Below are 23,836 nucleotides of genomic sequence, written 5' to 3' on the forward strand. Positions count from 1 at the left end.
GCTTTTAAATAAACTATAAAATGCCCCCGTGTGAAATTTGTTTTCTTCGGGGGCATCTTATTAAGATCAACAATTTTCTGAAAATGGTGTGGCTAACTATTATCTTTTTCTGCTATCAACCCTTATAAATATTATACTTTCTATTGTAGTATTGGTTATTCCGGCATTGTTTTTTTAATGATATTAGTTTAATATTATATCTGAATTATCACTATAGCTAATGAATAGCAAAAAAAATAATTCCTGTAATCGGAAAAATATTTGAAAATAAATTTAACTTTCTGAGATGACAAGATTTATCTCCTTATATTGCATCTATCTATTTTAAATAATAATACACCTTTTTCTACAGAAATTTATAGGTGCAATATAGTACACAAATGATGAATGAACTGCAACAACTCACAAAAGATCAATTATATAATAAGCTTAAAAACAGGTCTGAAAACTTCAATGCCACTGTTTGTACTGCCTTGGAAAATTCCTTGTTTGATGAGCATACGCTAAATGATGATGATCTTTCAGAATTCCTTCAAATGCTGGATGAAGAAACAGCAGAAAAGATAAAAGAAGCCTCCACACAGGTAAATGATGAAGATGATTCTCCCAACATTGTTCTTGCAGAAAGCAAAGGTGTAACCACCTCTCTTGACGTAACAACAAAAAATGGAGAAGGATATAAGATTGTTCTCATTGAACATGACATTAATCTATCCGGGAACTTATTTATTGAAGAATATGTTGTCCTTATTATAACGGGAAATATAAAAGCTAAAAATATTATAGTTAATGGCTCACTTTACTGCTCAGGAAATATTACCTGTAATGTTTTGTTCGGAGCTTCTTCCAATGACAATGAAACCCATGTAGAAAGAAATATTTCTTCTGGACTTATTGCAGAAAACGGCCACTATACTGTTGCCAAAGGAAATATTCATTCAAAATATTTGGTCAGTTTTCATAACGAAATAGAAGGAAAATCAGGTCGATTTATTGAAAATCCAACTCTGGAAAATGCAGATGACATTGAAATGTTAAGCCCTGAAATGATAGATGAACATGGGCATTTTGATGAGGACTCTTTCTTAAATCTTATCAATAATCATCCTATAGAAGCCTTATTTAAGTAACAACAAATCCATATACTTTAAAGACCTGTTTTCTCTCAGCTTATAATCAATGCAAAAAATTTTTTTCTGAAAAAACTTTAGAATAACTTTGCAAAAAATTTCTGTTGAAAGACCTGCTTCTTATTACCCCGCCTTTTACCCAACTTAACACTCCTTATCCTGCAACTGCTTATATTAAAGGATTTTTAAATACTAAAAATATTTCCAGTTATCAAATAGATTTAGGGATAGATGTTATTTTGGAATTATTTTCAAAAGACGGGCTTCAAAAGGTTTTCAGTAAAGAAATTGATCTTCAGAATATATCCGAAAATTCCCAAAGAATATTTGCCTTAAGAGAAGAATATTTAAAAACCATAGATCAGGTTATTCCTTTTCTACAAGGTAAAAATCCTACACTCGCCAGACAGATCTGCAGTATGAATTTTCTTCCGGAAGCCTCCCGTTTTAATCAGTTGGATGACATGGAATTTGCTTTTGGAAATATGGGTTTGCAAGATAAGGCAAAACACTTGGTAACCCTTTATTTAGAAGACCTATCGGATTATATTGTTGAGAATGTTGATTCAGATTTTGGTTTTAGCAGATATGCAGAACGCCTTGGAAAAAGTGCCAATTCCTTTGATGAGTTATACTCGAAATTATCTGATCAACAAACATTTATAGATGAGTTTACTTTAAAGATTCTTCGTAAAACAGTTGAAGCTGTACAGCCAAAACTGGTTTGCTTTTCAATCCCTTTTCCTGGAAATTTATACTCAGCTTTTCGATGTGCACAGTTTATAAAAAAGAATTTCCCTCACATTAAAATAGCAATGGGCGGTGGATTTCCCAATACAGAATTAAGGGAAATTAAAGATCAGAGAGTATTTGAGTTTTTTGATTTCATTACCCTTGATGATGGTGAATTACCCCTTGAACTTCTTTGTGAAAACCTAGAATTACAGCCGGAAACAGCAGAATACAAAAGAACATTTTTAATTGAAAATAAAGAAGTTACTTATAAAAATAATTCTAAAAGACACGATTACAAGCAGGCTGACATCGGAACTCCGGATTATATTGATTTAAAACTAGACCAATATATTTCCGTAATTGAAATCGCCAATCCCATGCATAGCTTATGGAGCGATGGAAGATGGAATAAGCTGACAATGGCTCATGGATGCTACTGGGGAAAATGTACTTTCTGTGATATTTCCTTGGATTACATTAAAATATATGAACCTATTTCAGCCAAAATTCTGGTAGACAGAATGGAGGAACTGATCCAAACAACAGGTGAAACCGGATTCCATTTTGTGGATGAAGCTGCACCACCCGCTTTGATGCGTGAAGTGGCACTGGAAATTCTACGAAGAAATCTTGTTGTTACCTGGTGGACCAATATTCGTTTTGAAAAAAGCTTCACTAAAGATTTATGCTTTTTATTAAAACTTTCAGGCTGCGTTGCAGTTTCCGGAGGGCTGGAAGTGGCAAGTGATCGTCTCTTAAAATTAATTGATAAGGGAATTTCTGTTGAACAAGTGGCCAAGGTGACAAGAAATTTTACCGAAGCCGGAATTATGATCCATGCTTATTTGATGTATGGTTATCCGACGCAAACTGTTCAGGAAACTATTGATTCTATGGAAATGATTCGTCAGTTATTTGAGATGGGAATTTTACAAAGTGGCTTTTGGCATCAGTTTGCAATGACCGCTCATTCACCTGTCGGACTAAACCCTGAAGAATTTGGAGTTACCCCAATCAAGCAGGAAATTCTATTTGCAAATAATGATATTGATTTTACAGACAAAACCGGAATCAATCATGGTAAGTTTAGTTCAGGTTTAAAAAAATCCTTATTCAATTATATGCACGGAATTAATTTCGATCTTCCTCTTCAGGAATGGTTTGATTTTAAAATTCCGAGAACAACTATTCATCGCGATTATATTCACGACAGTTTACTGGAAGATGAAGATTTTAAATTTAAAGGAAATTCAAAAGTTATCTTTTTGACCAAAAATGTAATCGCTGAGAATCGTGTAAAAAATAAAAAGAAATACTCTGGTACATATACGCTTCTTACATTCCACTTAAAAACCAATATTGTAAAGGTAGAACTGGAAGAAGATAAAGCAACATGGTTAATGAATGTTTTGGAGGAAAACTCTATAGAAAACCAGAAGAAGCCTACAGTTCAACAACTTAAGACTCAATTTGAGGAAAATTTTGAGGATTTTGAACTATTTTGGTTCTCAAAACCTATGCAGCAATTAAAGGAAAATGGCGTTATTTTGAGTTTATAAAAATGTTCTTATTTTTTTCAGGGATTTGAAAGATTCTTGTGATTTCTACTAAAAATAAGAAATAACTATACATCTTGTCATTCCAAAGGAATCTAAGTGATGATTTTCGGGAGATATTAAATAACAATACAAAAAAACCCTTGAAATAATCTTTCAAGGGTTTTTCTTTTTAAGTTTGGGCTAAATTATTCTATTCTTATTGAATATTTTATCAATTAATTAGGCGTATCTTTTGAAACAGGTCCTACCGTTACTTTGTCCTGTATTTTAATAAAGTTGGGATCCATCATAGCCATACGTTCAGCAATGGCCTTATAAGTTGGATATTTCAAAATAGAGGCTCTTCCTGACATTTCTTTGTACACGACGAAAGATTTACCACCGGCTGTTTTCAGCTGTTTTGTTGTTGTAATATATCTTCCAATATACTTACTTTTAGCATCATAGATCTCAATATCGATAAAGGTTTTATCTATTATTTTATCATCTGATCCAAAGCTTACCGGTAAATTGGTAAAATACCCTACCGGAACACCATTACTTAAGATCTCACCAACCTTATTTACCTCAAGATTAAGTTTATCTATTTTCTTTCTGGTTGTATAGGCATCCTTTGTTTTATTGTCCAGCTTCCTTTTAGGTACATTTGAAAATAGTTCATCAAGGATTTTCACGTTGATTCCTTTATTATCAATGATTTTAAGACCTTTCACAGAGGTATATACTGCAGACTTTTCTTCACCTGAAAATGCAGAGGGTGAAATATAATCAAGCTCTATGGTTTTATCTCTGTTATATACTCTATTAATTTGTATATAACTGTCTCTCACTGAGTCTACGATACTTTTATCAATAAACTTTATGGTATACAGCGGTGTTTCCTTCAAATCCATAAAAGTATATTCATTGGATTTATTGGAAATTTTGGCAACCGGAATCCCATCTAAATTGATAATCCCCCTTTTGGTCTTAATATTCTGGGCATTAAGAAAAAGCCCCAGTATTGTAAAGAATATGATTGTACTTCTCTTCATAGAATCAAATTTTTACATGAAATAAAAAAAGTGTAACCAAAGTTACACTTTTTTGAAAATATATTTAGCTTTTCATTTAATTATTCACAAAGGATAATTCCTTTATTATGATTAAATTCTACAACACCGCTTTTAATAGAATAAGAAAAAACAGAGTCTTTATCGTTTTCTTTGGTTAAGTTTTTAGCATAAGCTTCATCTACAGAATTAGCAAATAACTTTACTTTACCACCGATTAAAGAAGAAACGATTCCTGCGTGGTTTTTCATGATGTGGAATTCACCATTTTTTCCAGGCAATAATACAGAGTTTACCTCTCCTTCAAAAACTACGTATTCTGGTGTTAAAATTTTTATATTCATTTTAATTTAGATTTGAAGATTTCAGATTTCAGATTTCAGACAACCTTAAAGTCTCATGTCTAGTATCTGATATCTTTATGTCTAATTTATTAAGCGTTTTCAGCTAACATTTTTTGTCCTGCTTCGATAGCTTCCTCGATAGTTCCTTTCAAGTTGAAAGCAGCTTCTGGTAAGTGATCTAATTCACCATCCATAATCATTGTAAATCCTTTGATAGTATCTTTGATATCTACCAATGATCCTGGAATACCTGTAAACTGTTCTGCTACGTGGAAAGGCTGAGATAAGAATCTCTGAACTTTTCTTGCACGGTAAACAACAGACTTATCTTCTTCAGAAAGTTCTTCCATACCAAGAATTGCGATGATATCTTGAAGAGCTTTGTATCTTTGAAGAATTTCTTTTACTCTTTGAGCACAGTCATAGTGTTCTTGACCAATAATTTCCGGAGCAAGGATTCTTGAAGTAGAAGCCAATGGATCTACCGCTGGGTAAATACCTAATGAAGCAATCTTTCTGTCAAGTACCGTAGTTGCATCTAAGTGAGCAAACGTAGTTGCAGGAGCCGGGTCAGTTAAGTCATCCGCAGGTACGTATACCGCTTGTACTGAAGTAATTGAACCATTTTTAGTTGAAGTAATTCTTTCCTGCATCGCACCCATCTCAGACGCAAGAGTTGGTTGGTAACCTACCGCTGATGGCATACGACCAAGAAGTGCAGATACCTCAGAACCAGCCTGAGTAAAACGGAAGATGTTGTCTACGAAGAAAAGTACGTCTCTACCTTGTCCGCTTTCACCACCATCTCTATAGTACTCTGCTAATGTAAGACCAGAAAGTGCTACTCTCGCTCTTGCACCAGGCGGCTCGTTCATTTGTCCGAAAACGAATGCTGCTTTTGAATCTTTCATTACCTCTAGGTCTACTTTAGAAAGATCCCAACCTCCATTTTCCATAGAGTGCATGAAATCATCACCATACTTGATAATACCTGATTCCAACATTTCTCTCAAAAGGTCATTCCCTTCTCTCGTTCTTTCACCTACTCCGGCGAATACTGAAAGACCTCCGTGTCCTTTTGCAATATTGTTAATTAACTCCTGGATCAATACTGTTTTACCTACACCGGCACCACCGAACAAACCAATTTTACCCCCTTTTGCGTAAGGCTCAACTAAGTCGATTACTTTAATACCTGTAAATAAAACTTCTGCAGAAGTTGAAAGTTGATCAAATTTTGGAGCTGGTCTGTGAATTGGAAGACCACCTTCCTTAGAAATATCTTGAAGTCCGTCGATAGCATCACCAACAACGTTGAATAGTCTTCCGTTTACAGCCTCTCCGATTGGCATAGTAATAGGATTTCCGTATCCGATTACATCTTGACCTCTCTTAAGACCATCAGTAGCGTCCATTGCAATACATCTTACTGTATCTTCGCCAATATGTTGTTCTACCTCTAAAACTACTTTTTCACCGTTTTCTTTTGTAATTTCTAACGCGTCATAGATTGCTGGAATTGCTTCCACATCATTGAAGACAACGTCGATTACCGGACCAATAATTTGAGAAATTTTACCTTTAATTTGGTTTGCCATTGCTAAATTTTTTCTTGGTGCAAATATAGTGATTCTTCATAAACTCACAATTGGTAAAAAAAAGATTTTTATCATACTTTTACAGATAATAGTATCTTCATATTTTAATATGTAAAATTCAATGTTTTTCGCGATATTAAGAAGCAAATTTGTATATTACGGAATTAGTCTGCATACTTTATTATATAATGTGCTTTTCATTTTAATATATTTCATTTTTAAATTTTCGGATTCCCTCCCCCACATTCAAAATAAAGGCTTTATATTTGCAGTCAAAATTTTTCCGTTTTGAAAGTTTTCAAGAATTTTAAAGATTATTCCTCTCAGAAGCCTCTAGCATTGTCTTTAGGGATGTTTGACGGGGTACATCTTGGGCATAAAAGTATTATAGATGAACTCATTAAGGTAGGTACAGAAAACAATCTGGAAACTGCGATTCTTACTTTTTGGCCTCATCCAAGGTTTGTTTTTAATCCTAATGAAGATTTAAAACTTCTGAATACCATAGAGGAAAAGAAAGAACTGGTTGAAAAATATAATATTGATAACTTATTCCTGAAAGAATTTGATGAAGAATTCAGAAATTTAACAGGAGAAGAATTTGTTCGTCAGATTTTAATTGATAAACTCAATGTAAAATACCTTATTATAGGCTACGATCATTCCTTTGGGAAAAATAAAAGTGGAAATTTCGAGCTTCTTCAAACATTATCTAAGGAACTTGATTTCGAGGTTGAACAAATGGAAGCTATTAATATTCATGAAAATAACATCAGCTCTACCAAGGTTCGTAATGCTCTTTTAACCGGAAATATTAAAGAGGCCAATGAAATGTTGGGATATTCTTATCCTGTTTCAGGAACGGTGGTTCATGGCAAGAAAATAGGAAGAACAATTGGCTATCCAACAGCTAATATTCATACAGACTCCATCAAGCTATTACCTAAAAAAGGGGCCTATATTGTTGAAGTTGAAGTAAAAGGAAATCAATATAGAGGAATGCTGAGCATTGGTACCAATCCTACAGTAAATGGTGAAAAGTTAACGGTTGAAGTGTATATTCTTGATTTTGATAGAGATATTTATGATGAAAAGATTACCGTAAAATTCAGAGATTTTCTTCATGATGAAATTAAGTTTGAGGGACTTGAAAAACTCATTGAAAGACTAGACGAAGATAAAAGACTCACAAAGGAGTTTAATTTTTAAGATATAAAAAAGGGCTATTCATTAATGAGTAGCCCTTTTTATGTTTATTTTAATATCTTTAAATAGATCTTCTGTGTTTCATTGTTCAATTTCACATTAGGAAATTGCTTGTCATAATCAATAAATATATCTCCTTTTTGATCTGCTTTTCCGTTACCGTCAGAATCCCAGCTCACAGTAACATAATATTTAACAGGCCCCATAGGTTTAGGTGTAATTTTAGTATCAGCATCTTTGGGTACAGGCAAGTCTATGGTAAATGGCACAGATTTTTGCTCGTACTCTTTTTCGGTAATGAGAGTGGCCGGAGCATCTGCCAGTCTTTCATCAGCTCCATATAAGCTTACCTTAAACTTTGGGTTCTTAATGGTAAAATTTTCTGTTCCGGAAAATTCTATTTTAAGATTATCAGAAGAACTATTATCTGCCACCGAAGCAGCAGGCGCAGGTTTCTGATCTGCCTTATTACAGCTTGATAGCATTAATGTACCCGCTGCCATGAATAATAAAAAGTGATTTCTCATGTGTTCTTTATTGTATTAATATTAAATGATTTATTTCACTTATTATTGATAACAAAATCTATACCCAGATTACTTAGTTATTATGATATAGTTAATAATTTTAATATCTAGAGCTATTTTGCGCAAAAAATAAAACCAGATCCTATGATCTGGTTTTGAGTTTAATAATGGTATTGATTTTCTTTATAAAACTCAATATATCTATTATTTATATCCTAAAATTTGGTTCTCTGCATTGATGGCATCTTCTACAAATTTTTTAAATTCCGGATATTGTTCTTTTTTGATGTTATCCCAAGGAGTTTTGGACTTTCTGGTTATTTTTAATCTATTATTCTTTTCAAGTTCGTAATTGATTGAATAATTAAAATTATTGTACGCAAGGGTCTTATTTTCAGGAATTTCAATAAACTTCATTCCGTCAGGAATATTAAGATATATTTCCTCAAAATACTCATTCTGTCTTTCATATTGCGTATACAGAATGTCCATATTTCTGTTTTCAGTAGCTATCACATCTTTTGTAAATGGTTTTGTGATAAAAGGAATTTTCATAATTTTCAGGCTGCCTACAGATTGAGGCTTGTCATTGATATTAAACTGAACTTCATAGGATAAAGGATTTATCGTAAGATCCTTTCCGTCCAATAATTTCACTGATTTTACATTAATTACTTTATCTAAAATTCCGCCATACTCTTTCTCCATACTTTTTTTACGGTTTTCTTCTGTCTGTGAATTCTGGAAGAAAGTATTATAATAGCTTTTGGTCTCACCCATTGTATATTGTTTGGTCACAAAGGTTTGATCATCACCTTTAATCTGAACCTCACTTACTGATTTGAACAGATTTTTTGTATTATTATCTCCTAATATGTCGATGAGTTGGGCTGTATTCCCATTATTTTTATCAGTATAAATTACCAGACCTTTTGCTTTATAATTTCCTTTCACAATTGCATTAAAGGGTAAATATTTGTCTGTCATCTCAAGGAAAGTTTCCTTTCCATCAAGGTTTACCTTTACAATACAGTGATTGAAACTTAAATTCGGCAAAAGAAGACGCTGTGGGGAGTTATCATTGGTTTGTACCAAGACAAGATTAGATTTTAATCCTGCCTGATTTCCAAGAATTAAAAATAAGGTTGACAAATCCTTGCAATCCCCCAATTTTGTCACCAATGTTTTAGATGGCTTTTGGGGAATAAACCCGCTTTGACGGAAATCTACAGAACTATAGGTTACATTTTTTTCAATATAATTATAAATTTTCTCGGCTTTTTCTGTATCATTCATTCCTGAAGTTCCGTTGGGAAATATTTCCTTGAATGCTTTCTCAACCACTCTGTCAGAAACCAGGCTTTTTCTTGTAAGATCAGAATACCAGTTGGAAATTTCCTGCCAGGTTTTTATGGAATTAGCGGTTACTGAAATGGTTGCATCGTAATATGTTGGACCATAGTTTTCATCCATATTTACTTCCGGAAGATTATTTAGTTTCCAAGTCTGAAAAAGCTTATTCCCTACTTTTTTCTGTGTAGAAGCCACTTCTGCATTATTACTTTTTACCTGATATGGCATGTTTTCAGGAGTAATTACTGTAAAAACAGATTCTACCACAGGATATTCGGAGTTAAAATAAGAACTAAGATTAAAATCTTTATAGAAACGTCCGCCTCTTCTTTCCACACTTTCTTTTTGTATAAGAACTACATCCCCCACCTCAAGATTGGTAAAAACAATCTGGTCCTCAGATTTTTCACCCGGAACAATGCTGCCGTTTGGTTTTACTATTTCAGATTTTAAAACGTCGTCATAATAATTAATGTAGTATTCCTTAAGCTCTTCAATCCCGCTTTCTGAGGTAATTTCATAGACATAGGTCGTTCTTTTTTTGAATCCTCCCTCAGGATAAACATTTACAATATATTCATCTAATAATGTGGTAACTCCTTTTTTACCTTTTGTTCCCTTATTTCTTCTTTCTGAAGCCAGTTTTTTCAAATCCTTTACAGAAACCTGATCAATCTCATCCTCGGTTTGCCCCAAATCTCTGATCAACTTGTACATACGCTCGTTCTCTGCAAAATGAGAAAGGGATTCCTTTGCATATTTTACAGCTTCATCCTTATTTTTTTGTAGCGCTAAAATTTCTGCCTTTAGTGCCATCAGAGAATAAGAATAAGGAAAGTTTTCAAGTCCTTCATTAATCTGCTTCATAATTTCGGGATCTTTGGGATCTTCCTGCAAAAGATATACATATTTGGTTCTCAGAAGATTTAAAGATGGATATACTTCAATGAATTTTCTAAGAAGCTTTTTTTCATCTTCTATCCTGTTGGATTTTTCATAGTAATCAAATAATGAAGACATGACATCCAGATTGTTTCTTGTGGCAATAAAATCTTCAAGTTTTTTTATAATGCCGCTCTGATCCTTTTTATCGGCCTCTTCAAGGGAAGTTAAAAGAACAATATATTTTTCATTATTGGCAAAGGTTTTTTTAATACTGGAAACATGGGATTTCATTTTTTCAATATCATGGTTTCTGGCAGATATGATTACATCAAAAAGATCCACCATTGCCCGGGCCTTTGTTTTATTTAGAATTGCCTTGTATTTTTCAAGTTCCTGAATACTCATGCTTTTGGTAACGTTGTCATCAGCAATTTTCATTACGGGAACCTGATAATATTCAGGATCGTTTACTTCTATATTTTTAAGAATCTCGGTAATCTTTCCCTGATCATCCGTATTGGCGTAGTATCTGGAAAGAAGAATCTGAATGAGTGAAGATTTTGGATATTTCTGGGTTAAAACATCTATTTTTTCTTTGGCCTTGTCATTCTGCTGATTATTCAGATACCCTAATGTTAAAAGGTAATCATAAATAAAATCATTGGGAGACTGTGCAATTTTCTCTTTAAGTTTTTGTTCAAATTTTAATTCTAATTCTTTAGGCTGAAGCTGAGCAAGAGTGCTTTTTTTATAATCACGATAGGTATCAAAATAAGTAAGATTACTGATTCTTTGATAATTTGTATCAAAAGGAACAATCATAAATCCCGCCATCTTACTAGCCTGCGAATCACTTTTAACAAGTAAGCGGTTCATTCCTTTGGGTAATACCACCTCTACAAGGTGTGATCCTGTGGAAGTATAACCGTCTTTCGTACTTGAAAGTATTTCGACATCATTCAGAAAAACCTTGAGTTCACAGTCTGCATCAACTTCAAGCCATACTTTCCTTTCTTCAGGATTGTCTATAAATGACTGCGCATAAACAATTCCTCTTCCATACTCCAGTTCATTGAAGAAAAAGCTGAAGCCGTCATTATCTTTATATTTTTTGTTGTACCAACCAATATTACCAAAGTTTCCGGTATTGAAGAGCTTGTCATTTTTAGCATAGGTTTCCGGCTCATATTCATTGTCCATACCACTTCCGTTCAGGTTTTCAAATACTCCGGCATATTGCCATTTATCAATTTTCCCGAGCTTTGAAAGCGCTTCTGCAGATCCTGTAAAATTACCTCTCAGATAGTCAAAATAGGTTTTAAACTCTATTATTCCGTTTAAATGACCAAAATTTTTACTACCATATAAGATATCTACCTTTTTATAGGTATGATCATCAATTCCGCTTTCCTCAATGTCATTCAGCATAAATTTTTCCTTGAAAACAGGATATAGATAAGCTTCTTCATCCGTGATATTTACAAAATTATTGACAAAGGTTTCATCAAAAATAAATTGACCCATTTCCTGATCTATCATTGCATCCAGAAAAAGGCTTTCAAAGTTTTTAAGTTTTTGGGACTGTAATGTTTTATCGTAAAAAGTTCTTGCTTCATCTCTTTTGTTGTTCAGCAAAAGTTCCCAGGTTTTGGAGTGATCCTTTGACTGGGCAAACGCTCCGACTGATAAGAAATATACAGCCGAAATCAATATTTTTTTCATGTTATTAGTTTCGTTTTTTTAAGAATTATTTATTTCACTTTGAATTTTTTTGGTCAGGGATTTAAATACCAATTCATAGGAATGATCTATTAATTTTAAGATTAGTTCTCTCTTTAATCCGTCCACTGAAACAGAATTCCAGTGTGTTTTATTCATATGATAAGCCCCTGTAATCTGAGGATATTGCTCACGAAGCTCTGCACTCCACTCAGGATCTGTCTTTACATTAATGGACAGCGGCTGCCTTTCAAGGCTCATCAGCAGAAACATTTTAGTATCCACTTTCATCACAAGAGTTTCATTATCAAAGGGAAAATTTTCTGTAACTGCTTTTTTAGCAAGACAATAGTCTAAAATTTCGTTAGCATCCATGTTTTTAGTTTATAGATAAGCAATATAATAAAAATGATGATGTTCTGAGATGTTATTTAATCCCATAAAAAATAGATAAACTTTAAATCAAATTTAGTAAATTTAAGAAAGGAAATATCATCACCCCAAAATAGATTGTTATGAAAGCTCTAGTAATCGGTGCTACAGGCGCTACAGGAAAAGATTTGGTCAATCAGTTACTCAATGACAAGGATTTTGAGGAAGTGGATATTTTTGTAAGAAAACCTGTTAATATTGAAAATGAAAGACTTAAAGTTCACGTTGTGAATTTTGAAAAACCTGAGGAATGGAAAGAAATGGTGAAAGGAGATGTTGCATTTTCTTGTCTGGGAACTACTTTAAAAGACGCAGGAAGTAAGGAAGCCCAGAAAAAGGTAGATTTTGATTATCAATATGAATTTGCTAAGGCAGCCAAGGAAAATAATGTGGAAGACTATATTTTGGTTTCTGCTTATGGAGCTAATTCAAAGTCTAAGATCTTCTATTCTAAAATGAAAGGAGAGCTGGAAGAAGCTGTAAGGCAATTACATTTCAATAAAATCACCATTTTTAAGCCTGGAATGCTTGAAAGAAAAGATTCAGGAAGAACGGGCGAAGTTTTGGGTAGCAGAATTATAAAGTTTGCCAATAAACTCGGATTATTAGAAAGCCAAAAACCTTTACCTACTGATATTTTAGCCAAAGCAATGATTAATTCTTCCAAAATAAAAAGCAACGGTTACTCCAGTATCAAACTGGGAAATATTTTTTGCTTTGCAGAGAAAACAATTGATAACTAATTGAAAATATTCATGTTATAAGAACAAATTCCCCTCAAAGTAACATTCCAAATTCAGATGGTCTTGTATTAAGAGTTACCTTGAGGGGAGTCGTATTTTATTGTTTTTCAAAGCCTTAAGAAAATTCTTCTTTCAATTTCTTGGAAATATTTTCCAGAATGTTTTTATCCTTTATCTTTTCGTAGCTTTTTCTGGCTTTTTTAATCAGCTTTTCATCATTCTTTCTTTTACCGGATTTTATCTGTGTAAGGGCGTATAATGCCAGATAATGATCATCTTTTTTATATACAGAATATACTTCGTCTAAATAAGGTAAAGCTTCATCATATTTTTCTTTAAGGCAATATAATGCACCATATAAATACTTCACATCACTTTTTACAGTTCCTGTGTAGCCATAACGCTCTTCTGCTTTTTTCAGGTTTACCAACCCATCGTCATAATCTTCCAATATCAAAGATGTATTGGCAACTCCATAATATCCTTCAGGGTCTCCTGGGAAATATTTTATCATTTCTTCATATTTATTTCTGGCTTTTTTTACCTGCCCGAACTTCATATACTGAACAGCCAAATTCTGCTTAAATATCGGAGCCTTGTTTTGTGCTAAACTATCTGCTGTATAATACATAATCAGAGCCTCTTTATCTAGATTCTGTAGGCGTAAATAATACCCAGCCAAAAAGTACGCATCACAATATTTAGGATCTTCTTTAATAGTTTTCAATAAAACAAGTGATGTTGCTGTATAATATTTAGGAAAATTAAGAGCCGCCATAGCTCCTTGAAACATTTCCTTTGAATCTCCTTTTTCGGGGGTACAGTAGTTTGTCTTTCCCAAAAAGTAATTGTCTTGTGAAAATCCTTTAATGGAAAGGATTAGAATAAAAATAGTTAATAGTTTTTTCATGATTAAAAATAAAAAAAGTGGATTATAAAACCCACTTTTAATATATATTTTTTCTTATTTATTTTAAATGCTTTGTAATCGACTCACTGGTTGGTTTCGTAGTACTTACATAAGTATCAATCAATTTTCCGTTTTCATCAATTAAGAACTTGGTGAAGTTCCAAAGAATGCTTGTATTTTTTACTCCATTCAATTCTTGTTCTGTTAAATATTTAAAGATGGGAGCAATATCATCACCTTTTACAGAAACCTTGGCAGCCATTGGGAATGTTACGCCATAGTTTTTCTGGCAAAATGCTCCAATTTCAGTATTGGTTCCTGGTTCTTGTCCTCCGAAGTTATTGGCTGGAAAACCTACAACAACTAATTTGTCCTTGTATTCTTCATATACTTTTTCAAGATCAGCATATTGAGGGGTAAATCCACATTCTGAAGCGGTATTGACAATAAGAATTTTCTTTCCTTTGAAATCTGCAAAGTTGATTTCCTTTCCGTCAAGGCCCTCTACTTTAAAGTCATATATTGTTTTTCCCATAAGTTCTTTGGTTTTAGCTTTAGAAATTTCACTTTTTTGATTGGTGCAGCTTTGCAAAACGGCAACGAATGAAAACAGCAGTAAAAAAATATTTTTCATTTCTTATAAATTTTATGCAGGATAAGCTGCAGTTGAATTAAAACTTAAAAATATTGGCAGGAAAAACTTTGTTGATGTCAATTCTATTAAGCAACATTACATAATCCCCGTCTTTCTTTGAGCTTGAAGATTCAATTCTGAAAGGCATGGTAAGGTTTCCTACTTTTTTATAGTCAGAATATACCACTGTTTCATCTTTTTTAATCTCCTTTAGCAGCATATAAGTCTTTGTATCAAAATAATACATATTCTTATTAACATTCTTGGTAAGTTCTACTTTATGACAATAGATCTCTCCTACTTTTTCTTTTCCAAGATATTTGGCAGCAAAACCTTTGCTTTCCCAATCAATGAAGTCATTATCAAAGCTTTCTGAAACATATTCAGGATATTCCTGAAGTTTATTGGTAGCATAGTTCATGGCATATCCCTTTGTTCCGTCAAAGCCTTCAATAGCCGTTTCCTTTCCGCTAATTGTAATAATTGTTTTGGTAAGGTTGGGGCGCTGCTGGTATATTTTTATAGGATATTCGTCCTTTATTCCCAACACTACTTTTCCTTGCAGCAATACCGAGTTTAAAAGCTTCCAACTGGTTAAGCCTCCGGATAACTCAATATTTTTATCTATAATTTCTTTGGCTGTCTGGGCAAAGGTTAAGTGTGAAAATATCAGGGCAAATACTAAAAATAATCTCTTCATTAATTTTATTTATAAATTCAAATATAAGGGGATTTGGGCGAAATAGCAAAAAGGATTGGTAAGCAAAAGGACGAAAGGATAAAATTCCAAACCTGTTGATTGCTTTCTCCTATTTTAAATAAGCTTTCGTGCTTTTTCCAAATCTTCCGGAGTATCAATACCTACTCCAATGAAATTAGTTTCTATCATTTTGATCTTCATTCCGTATTCCAGATATCGGATACATTCAATTTTTTCTGAGATTTCCAATGGCTTCATTTCCAGTTTCGAGAATTGTAACAACGCTTCTTTTCGGAACGCGTATACCCCGATATGCTTAAAGTAACTTATATCATAAGAAACTTCTCTGTGAAAAGGGATTACAGAACGGCTAAAATATAAGGCAAAACCATTGTTATCAGTAATTACTTTTACGTTATTGGGATTTTCAACTTCTTCTTTTTCAGATAATTTTATTTTAAGGGAAGCCAATGAAATCTCTTTATGATCATCTTTTTTGAAAACCTCAATTAGCTGTTGTAAAGGTTCCAGCTTTAGGAAAGGTTCATCTCCCTGAACATTGATAACGATATCGCAATCTATGTTCTGTACGGCTTCAGCAATACGGTCGCTTCCTGTTTCATGCTGTCCTGTCATTACAGCCTTACCGCCATTTTTTACAATTTCATCAAGGATAATTTCAGAATCCGTTGCTACAAAAACTTCATCAAAAAGTCCTGTTTCCACTACATTCTGATAGGTGGTGGCAATAACGGTTTTTTCTCCTAAAGTCTGCATGAGTTTCCCCGGAAAACGGCTTGCTTCGTAACGAGCAGGGATGACAGCGATTATTTTCATCTAATAAAAATATTAATTAAGTCTTTTTAATTCAATAAGTTTTCATTCCGGCATTTAAAAACGCGGTAATGCTCCTTTTATATTGAGATCAAATGTAGTGAAAACTATCTTATTTACTATACAAAACAAAGATTTCAGAGGTTTAAAAAGAGAGTTTTACTCCTACCATATTATATTCCCATTGGCGGGATGCAACAAAGTTTAAGTTGTATTTTGTTTTTCCGATGGTTCCTTCTGATGAAGTATATCTGCTTTTTGAAATGGTTTTTCCTATAAAATATCCCATTAATAAGGCTAGCGGATAATCTGAAGCCCAGTGAACCTTACTTTGCATCATTTGAAAACATAAAGCTCCTGCTAAGGTATATCCTACCGGCTTTATCCATCTTGCATCAGGATAGTTATCCGCAATTACAGTAATACCCGCCATAAACGTAGTTAAGTGTCCGGACGGCATTGCATCATAATTCGAGGTATTTTTCCCAAATTCTGAAAAACTTGGAAAAGGATTCCATGCCCCTCCTTTATTGCCATTTATCTCTGCAATAAACGGGCTTTCTCTTCCTGTAATTCTTTTAATAGTCTGGGTGAAAACCCCGGAAAGAATTAAACTTTCCATTAATCCGCTTGCTGTGGCTTGTGCTCTGTAATCATTTTTAATTAAACCATACGTTCCAAAACCGATTCCCAAAAGGACTAATGTAGAGCCATTCCCAATAAGGTATAGGGTTGATCCGATATCTTTAGGTATTTTAAAGACACCTCCAATTTTATGGTAATTGTTATCTTTATCCATTCCCCATCTTTCTCCCAATTCTCGTGAATTGTCTATTAATTTCTGATCAAATGGTATAAGGATCAATGTTGATGCAACTGCTCCTCCTAAATAATAAGCATGATCCTTTGCTACAAAGTCTTTATTGGTATCAATAAAATTTCGGGGTAGTTTGGTTACAAAATCTAATAGTTTAGGCTTTGGATAGGTTCTGACAGAACCGTCTTTTAAGGTGTAGGTTTGTACTTTTGGCAGTTCAAGTTCCTGTGGTAGCTCTTTTACTTTCAGTGTATCAATCTCTTGTGAGCATACCAATATTGAAACTGGTAAGAGTAGAAATCTCAGTTTTTTCATCGTTTAATTTTCGACTTTATTATATTTAGGTGTGTAAAAGCCCCAAAGGTAATTCCTAGTTCATGTTACTACAAAATGTTTATCTAATTTTTAATGTTTATTTAATTTTTTTCGTAAAATAATAATCTTACGTTAATTGATAAACTTAATCAGAAAAATAATTCTGTATATCCAAGGAATGGGTAGAAAAAACTTCGACTCTATCCCGTATGACACTGCTAATGATAATATTTTAACGATGTCATGCTGAACAGAGTCGAAGCCTATATATTTTATGTAAAGATTACTTTAATTTGTTCAAAGCGCTCTCCAGTTTTGGAAGCATTACCTTGATCTCATCTACAGCCAACCCTCCAACGGAAGCACGGAACCAAGGTTCAGACTTATCTTCCCCGAATGCTGAGAATGGTACTAAAGCTACTCCTGCTTCATTGATTAAATAGAATACCAAATCAGACGAGTTTTCAATAGTAGCTCCATCAGGTTTTGTTTTTCCGATGTAGTCTAACTTAATGGTAAGATAAAGTGCTCCCATAGGCTCTATACTGTCTACAGAAAGTCCTTTTATTTTTAGATCCTGAACTCCTCCGTGAAGAACTTTTAAGCTTTCTTCAAGCTTTCCTTTGAAATCTTCTACGAATACATTTACATTTTCAGGGTTTTCATAGAATTTTGCAGTAGCTTCCTGCTCTGGTTTTGGCGCCCAAGCTCCCACATGGGTAAGAAGCGCTTTCATTTTATCTATGATATGAGCCGGACCGAATCCCCATCCTACACGTACTCCTGTTGCAGCAAGACATTTAGAGATCCCATCAATATAGATAGTATATTCTCTCATTTCAGGGAAAAGAGAAACCGGATCTACATGTTCTGCTCCAAAAGTAAGGTTAGAATAAATTTGGTCATACATTAGGTATAACGGCTTTTCATCTGCCCCTCTTTTTTTGTTTTCAGCGATCACCAATTCACAGATTTCTGAAAGTTGTTCTCTTGTGAACATTGTTCCTGTAGGGTTCAATGGTGAACAAAGTGCCAGTAAAACAGCGCCATCCAAATGAGGTCTTAAATCATCTGCTGTTGGAAGGAAGTTGGTTTCAGGCTTCGTTTTTACTTCTACAGCATTGGCTGAAGTAAGGTAAGCATAATGATTATTGTTCCAAGACGGTGTAGGATATATTACCTTATCTCCCTCATCTACAATTGTTTTGTATACAGCATAGATCAAAGGTCTTGAACCTGCCGTAATCAGGATGTCGTTAGGTGAATAATCCAGGTTCCATCTGTTTTTCAGATCCTTGGAAACTTCCTTTCTTAAAGATAAAAGTCCGTTTGCAGGTGGATAGTTTGTCAGATTATTCTGATAGGCTTTCTGAATCTCTTCCTTCAGCAATGCCGGAATAGGATAGATATTAGAATTCAGGTCACCAATAGTAAGATTGGCAATTTCTGCTCCCTTTGCTTTTAGATCATTTACCTCGTTACCAATTTTTACAATTTCAGAACCGATCAGGTTCGCTGCTAATTTTGAAACTTTCACTTTTTTCTTATTTTAAATTTACTAATATTATCTTCTCAAATTTATTCTCTCTTCTATCTGATCCACAGGTATATGGGCATCATAAGCGGCTATTAGTTCTTTAGTTTTTTTCGCAGTAATAGAATTTGGATATTTTTTGATGATTCTGTTATATTCTTCTCTCTTATCATCATAAATTTCACCTTCTTCGCTGTCATAAATTCGATCACTGTCCATTCCCAGAAGGTAATCCAACAAATAATTATGATAATCCTCTTTTACCACTTTTATCAGTGGGCTTTTAGGGTATTTATTCATGAAATTTTCCCAGACGATCAATCTGTCGCCTAATTCTTCCCAGGTAATTAACAAGCCTCCGTTCACAGCATAGTTTTCCTTGTTGTCTTTTGCTATCTGTGAAATATAAGCATCATAATCAGGAGTTACCTTATTCTTAAAAACAGACACATAATATTCCGGCAATGAGTGGATTTCAGTAAGTCCCTCTCCCATTACACGGAATTCAAGACCTGCCTTGTTCAGTTCGGCAGCAATTTTCTTTACATTTTCCGGTAGGTTATAAGTATCAGCGTCTCTTGTATGATAATCAACATATTTATCCAATATATCGATATGCAAATCATTCAAACAACTGGTATACTTATTTCTGATTTTTACATAATCTTCATATACCTTATCATTCTGCTCCGGACTATTTGCTGCAATCTCCTTATCAATTTTGGTACGATACCATTGAAGAGCCGTGATATAATCCTCTGTTTTATAATTGGGAGAACAAGCTGTATCAATAGGTTTATACTGATCTTCCTTGGTTTCGTTTTTAGCAATCGAATCATTTGCCGGCTTTACATCCGAAACTGTAGCTTCCTTTTTACAGGAAACTACGGCTGCAGAAAGCAGGCAAACTGCTATAATTTTTTTTATCATCTACTACAAATTAATCCAGTTTTAAATCTGTTTTAACTGCCTCGATTTTAGCTTCTAGTGATTTTAATTTATCTTTAAAATCTGCTTCAGACTTAATAACATCTTTTACTGAAACGTAGAATTTAATTTTTGGTTCTGTTCCTGAAGGTCTTACACAAACTTTGGTTCCATCCTGTGTATAGTAAATTAATACATTGGATTTTGGAATATCGTTCATTACTTTTTTGTCACCTGTTGAAACAGTAAGACTGGTTTGTTCTTTAAAGTCTTTAACTTCTTCCACTAATGAACCGGCCAATTCTTTTGGAGGGTTTTCACGGAAGTTCTTCATCATATTCTGAATTTCTTCAGCCCCTTCTTTTCCTTTTCTTACAATGTTTACCAGTCCCTCATAATACATTCCAAGATCTTCATAGATCTCAATCATGTACTGATACATTGTTTTTCCGTTGGCTTTACACCAAGCAGCAATTTCACAAGCAAGAACGATACTACCACAAGAATCTTTATCACGAACAAAGTCTCCTGTCATGAAACCGAAACTTTCCTCACCACCACATACAAACTTCTGTGTTCCTTCTGCTTCACGGATCATTTTCCCGATCCATTTGAATCCTGTAAGACCTACTTTGCACTCAACACCGAATTTTTGTGCAATATCATAGAAAACATCTGAAGTTACAATCGTAGAACCAATGAATTCTTTTCCTGTAATTCTTCCTTGTTTTTGCCATTCGTGCAAAATATAATAAGTTAGGATGGTATTGGTCTGGTTTCCGTTCAATAACTGCATTTCTCCATCAAGGTTTCTTACAGCAATTCCCAGTCTGTCTCCATCCGGATCTGTTCCGATAACAATATCAGCGTTGGTAATTTTTGCAAGATCCATTGCCATTTCCAATGCAGCAGGCTCTTCCGGATTTGGAGAATCTACCGTTGGGAAGTTTCCACTTGGGATCATCTGCTCTTTTACAAGATCTACTTTTTTAAATCCTGCTTTTGCTAAAGCTTTTGGAATTGTTGTATATGTTGTTCCGTGGATGGATGTAAAGACAATATTTAGATTTTCTTTTCCAACGTTCTGGTAAGTAGAGTTTTCAATACAAGTATCGATATAAACATCGTCCTGCTCCTCTCCGATCCATTCAATCAGATCATCATTTCCGTTGAATTTAATTTCTTCAAATTTTACAGAATATACTTCATTGATGATGGCTTCATCATTTGGCGGAACAATCTGCGCTCCGTCATTCCAATATACTTTGTAACCGTTATATTCCGGTGGGTTGTGGGAAGCCGTTAATACGATTCCTCCATTACATTTTTTATCACGAACCGTGAAAGACAATTCTGGCGTAGGTCTGTGATCTTTGAAAAGTAATACCTTAATTCCATTAGCAGTTAAAACATCTGCCACCAGTTTCCCGAATTCCTTTGAGTTATGACGAACGTCATAGGCAATGGCCACTTTAATTTCCTCTCCCTTGAACTGCTCCAGCATATAGTTTGCTAATCCCTGAGTAGCCTGCCCTAATGTATATTTGTTTAAGCGGTTGGTTCCTACTCCCATAATCCCACGCATTCCTCCTGTCCCGAATTCCAGTTCTCTGTAGAAAGAATCTTCCAGATCTAGGGAATTGCTGTCGATCAAGGATTGTACAGCATCTCTCGTTTCTTTATCGAATGTATCACTTAACCAAAGTTTCGCTTTTTCTAATGTTGTCATATTTATATCTAGTTTGGAAGCTGAAAGCTTGAAAACGAACGTACTTTTGCAGCCATTTTCAACATTCAGCTGATGGTTTTCTAATTTAATTTCTTATTCTCTACTCTCGTCGTTTTATCCACTTTAAACGCTCGGATCGGGTCGTTATAATAGATAAATTTTGCTGTATTCTGAATATTTCCTTTTAAAGAATCTTTTACATTTACTTCAGCATAATTTCCGTTTTTGGAATCGATATTCAGGTTGGTAATTTTCCAGTAAGGAGCAATTAAACTCGCTGTATCTGAAATCTTTATAACAGCATCCTTGGATAATCCTAAAAAGTTGGCGCGGCTTCTATTCTGCATTTCCACCTCTGCTCTTCTGGTATTAACAGATCCCATAAATGTGGCGTAGTTTTTCATATTAAGCTTGAAATTATCGGTTTTAATTTCGCTTGAAATATTCATTTCCACTGAGTCTGCAACGGCTACTTTTTCAAGGTTATATTTTGAATAAATGGTTACATTATAAAAATCCACCCCCTTTGTGCCTCTTTTTTCTTTAATGAAAAGCGTTTTGTCTTTTACATCTACATCAAGGTTACTCGCAACATTGGGATAGGTTTCTATTTCCACGAAGTTTTTAGGACCTCTGGCATAGAATACACGAAATTTCCCGGTAAGATCCAGATTAACAAACTCCGGAACTTCCACATCTTTCTTTTCAATATTTCCTTTTGGAGAAACTTTTCCACAGGAAACCACCGCAACCAGCATTAATGTGTATAATACTTTTTTCATATTTAATTTTAAATATTCTACTAACGATCATAGGGATCTACTCTATTGAAAATTTTCGGAATCTTTTATACATCCGTTATGAAACTTTCAACAATATCTTTTAACAAAAATAGGATTAAAATTTCTAAAAAACTTTGTCATTTGACAATAAAAAACCTGATAATTTTCAATTTCTTGCTTTTTTTAGTAGATCTAAGAGAGCAAGAACAGTTCAAGTAAAATTAAAATCAATGAGTAACCTTTAAAATCATCAAGTTCATGCAGTAATTTAATTAATTTTGTTGTTAAAGTTGTCTGATTTTGTTTAGTAGCTAGTATAAAATAATATTGGAAAAAGGATGAAATAAAAATGCCTCAGAAAGATGTACTTCCTGAGGCATTTATTTGATTTGAAATTAGTTAATAGGTTTTAAAACCTTATATCACTTCATCAATATTATAATTTTTATGCTCGCGGTTGGTTCTGATAATCATTTCTCCAAGGAATCCTGCCACAAACAGTAATGTTCCCATAATCATCATTGTTAAAGCAATAAAGAACCACGGATTATTCGTGATTAAATGCCCATAAATACCTCTTGCTACATCAATCAGTTTTGAAATTCCCAACCAAAGCGCTGAAAGGAAACCGAAGATAAACATCAACGTCCCTACTGCTCCGAAGAAGTGCATAGGTCTTCCTCCAAAACGACTTACAAACCAAAGAGTTACCAAATCCAGAAATCCTCTGATGAATCTTTCTGTTCCGAATTTTGAGGTTCCGTAAGGTCTTGCCTGATGCTGAACTTCTTTCTCGGTAATTCTTCTGAATCCTGCATTAGCTGCCAATACCGGAATATAACGGTGCATATCTCCGTATACATCCACAGATTTTACAACCTGCCTTTTGTAAGCTTTCAAACCGCAATTGAAATCATGAAGATATACTCCTGAAACTTTTCTTGCTGCTGCATTGAATAGCTTTGACGGAACATTTTTCGTCATTACATTATCAAAACGTTTCTTCTTCCAGCCTGAAACAATATCGTAATTATCATTAACTACCATATTGTATAGTTCAGGAATTTCTTCCGGAAAGTCTTGTAAGTCGGCATCCATGGTAATTACCACATCTCCGTTCGTTCTTGAAAAGGCAGCATGAAGTGCCTGAGATTTTCCATAATTTCTGGAAAATTTAATACCGTGAATCTGAGGATGCTGTACTTTTAGGTTCTCAATAATGCTCCACGATAAATCCGTACTTCCATCATCTACAAACCAAATTTCGTAAGACAAACTACTGGCTCTGCAGACGTTATCAATTCTTGAAAAAAGTTCTTCCAGAGAATCTTCCTCGTTCAGTAACGGAATAACTATAGATAAATTCATTTA

20 protein-coding genes are annotated in these 23,836 nt (G+C 34.0%); 4 read left to right on the forward strand and 16 right to left on the reverse strand.

Going from position 1 to position 23,836, the window contains the following annotated elements:
* Positions 1-380 precede the first annotated feature (380 nt).
* The gene (locus EG359_RS03670) at positions 381-1,130 is read left to right on the forward strand and encodes a polymer-forming cytoskeletal protein (RefSeq protein WP_076351817.1); all 750 of its coding nucleotides are present in this window, start codon (positions 381-383) and stop codon (positions 1,128-1,130) included.
* 104 nt (positions 1,131-1,234) lie between these two features.
* On the forward strand, positions 1,235-3,424 hold the full coding sequence (locus EG359_RS03675; protein ID WP_076351815.1) for a B12-binding domain-containing radical SAM protein: 2,190 nt from the start codon (positions 1,235-1,237) through the stop codon (positions 3,422-3,424).
* A gap of 215 nt (positions 3,425-3,639) precedes the next feature.
* Here EG359_RS03675 and EG359_RS03680 read toward each other — a convergent pair whose 3' ends face one another.
* The 3 genes from EG359_RS03680 to atpD form a co-directional block, all read right to left on the reverse strand.
* On the reverse strand, positions 3,640-4,458 hold the full coding sequence (locus tag EG359_RS03680; RefSeq protein ID WP_076351813.1) for a hypothetical protein: 819 nt from the start codon (positions 4,456-4,458) through the stop codon (positions 3,640-3,642).
* An 80-nt stretch (positions 4,459-4,538) separates the two neighbouring features.
* Positions 4,539-4,820, reverse strand: coding sequence for a FoF1 ATP synthase subunit delta/epsilon (locus EG359_RS03685; protein ID WP_076351811.1), 282 nt, complete (start codon positions 4,818-4,820; stop codon positions 4,539-4,541).
* A gap of 89 nt (positions 4,821-4,909) precedes the next feature.
* Positions 4,910-6,418 (reverse strand): F0F1 ATP synthase subunit beta, encoded by a 1,509-nt coding sequence (atpD, locus tag EG359_RS03690; protein WP_076351809.1) that lies wholly within the window; start codon positions 6,416-6,418, stop codon positions 4,910-4,912.
* Between the two features lie 288 nt (positions 6,419-6,706).
* Here atpD and EG359_RS03695 point away from each other — a divergent pair, with 288 nt between their 5' ends.
* Positions 6,707-7,627 carry a bifunctional riboflavin kinase/FAD synthetase gene (locus tag EG359_RS03695; RefSeq protein WP_076351807.1) on the forward strand — a complete coding sequence of 307 codons (921 nt, stop codon included), beginning with the start codon at positions 6,707-6,709 and terminating at the stop codon, positions 7,625-7,627.
* Positions 7,628-7,671: 44 nt separating this feature from the next.
* Here the strand turns inward: EG359_RS03695 and EG359_RS03700 are convergent, their stop codons facing one another.
* From EG359_RS03700 to EG359_RS03710, 3 genes are all read right to left on the reverse strand, one after another.
* Positions 7,672-8,151, reverse strand: a complete 480-nt coding sequence (locus EG359_RS03700; protein WP_076351805.1) for a hypothetical protein — start codon at positions 8,149-8,151, stop codon at positions 7,672-7,674.
* A 204-nt stretch (positions 8,152-8,355) separates the two neighbouring features.
* The gene (locus EG359_RS03705) at positions 8,356-12,111 is read right to left on the reverse strand and encodes a DUF3857 domain-containing protein (RefSeq protein WP_076351803.1); all 3,756 of its coding nucleotides are present in this window, start codon (positions 12,109-12,111) and stop codon (positions 8,356-8,358) included.
* An 18-nt stretch (positions 12,112-12,129) separates the two neighbouring features.
* The gene (locus EG359_RS03710) at positions 12,130-12,483 is read right to left on the reverse strand and encodes an MmcQ/YjbR family DNA-binding protein (RefSeq protein ID WP_076351801.1); all 354 of its coding nucleotides are present in this window, start codon (positions 12,481-12,483) and stop codon (positions 12,130-12,132) included.
* A 140-nt stretch (positions 12,484-12,623) separates the two neighbouring features.
* Between EG359_RS03710 and EG359_RS03715 the strand changes: the two genes are divergently transcribed.
* On the forward strand, positions 12,624-13,283 hold the full coding sequence (locus EG359_RS03715; protein ID WP_076351799.1) for an NAD(P)H-binding protein: 660 nt from the start codon (positions 12,624-12,626) through the stop codon (positions 13,281-13,283).
* Between the two features lie 115 nt (positions 13,284-13,398).
* Here the strand turns inward: EG359_RS03715 and EG359_RS03720 are convergent, their stop codons facing one another.
* The 10 genes from EG359_RS03720 to EG359_RS03765 form a co-directional block, all read right to left on the reverse strand.
* Positions 13,399-14,193 (reverse strand): tetratricopeptide repeat protein, encoded by a 795-nt coding sequence (locus EG359_RS03720; RefSeq protein WP_076351797.1) that lies wholly within the window; start codon positions 14,191-14,193, stop codon positions 13,399-13,401.
* A gap of 58 nt (positions 14,194-14,251) precedes the next feature.
* Entirely contained in the window at positions 14,252-14,827 is a 576-nt protein-coding gene (locus EG359_RS03725) for a glutathione peroxidase (RefSeq protein ID WP_076351795.1), read from the reverse strand.
* Positions 14,828-14,864: 37 nt separating this feature from the next.
* Positions 14,865-15,527: a histidine kinase gene (locus EG359_RS03730; protein ID WP_076351794.1), complete on the reverse strand. Its 663-nt coding sequence runs from the start codon at positions 15,525-15,527 to the stop codon at positions 14,865-14,867.
* A 114-nt stretch (positions 15,528-15,641) separates the two neighbouring features.
* A complete protein-coding gene (kdsB, locus tag EG359_RS03735) occupies positions 15,642-16,364 on the reverse strand; it encodes a 3-deoxy-manno-octulosonate cytidylyltransferase (protein ID WP_076351793.1) in 723 nt (240 codons plus the stop codon).
* Positions 16,365-16,506: 142 nt separating this feature from the next.
* Positions 16,507-17,493 carry a phosphatase PAP2 family protein gene (locus EG359_RS03740; RefSeq protein WP_076351792.1) on the reverse strand — a complete coding sequence of 329 codons (987 nt, stop codon included), beginning with the start codon at positions 17,491-17,493 and terminating at the stop codon, positions 16,507-16,509.
* 283 nt (positions 17,494-17,776) lie between these two features.
* A complete protein-coding gene (locus EG359_RS03745) occupies positions 17,777-19,030 on the reverse strand; it encodes a pyridoxal phosphate-dependent aminotransferase (RefSeq protein ID WP_076351791.1) in 1,254 nt (417 codons plus the stop codon).
* Between the two features lie 27 nt (positions 19,031-19,057).
* A complete protein-coding gene (locus EG359_RS03750) occupies positions 19,058-19,957 on the reverse strand; it encodes a hypothetical protein (protein ID WP_076351790.1) in 900 nt (299 codons plus the stop codon).
* Between the two features lie 10 nt (positions 19,958-19,967).
* Positions 19,968-21,683 carry a phospho-sugar mutase gene (locus EG359_RS03755; protein WP_076351789.1) on the reverse strand — a complete coding sequence of 572 codons (1,716 nt, stop codon included), beginning with the start codon at positions 21,681-21,683 and terminating at the stop codon, positions 19,968-19,970.
* A gap of 80 nt (positions 21,684-21,763) precedes the next feature.
* Positions 21,764-22,465: a GIN domain-containing protein gene (locus EG359_RS03760; protein ID WP_076351788.1), complete on the reverse strand. Its 702-nt coding sequence runs from the start codon at positions 22,463-22,465 to the stop codon at positions 21,764-21,766.
* A gap of 417 nt (positions 22,466-22,882) precedes the next feature.
* Positions 22,883-23,833 (reverse strand): glycosyltransferase family 2 protein, encoded by a 951-nt coding sequence (locus EG359_RS03765; RefSeq protein WP_076351786.1) that lies wholly within the window; start codon positions 23,831-23,833, stop codon positions 22,883-22,885.
* Positions 23,834-23,836: the final 3 nt, after the last annotated feature.

Origin of the sequence: Chryseobacterium joostei (assembly GCF_003815775.1) — a bacterium.
In the GTDB taxonomy this organism is placed as follows: Bacteria; Bacteroidota; Bacteroidia; order Flavobacteriales; family Weeksellaceae; genus Chryseobacterium; species Chryseobacterium joostei.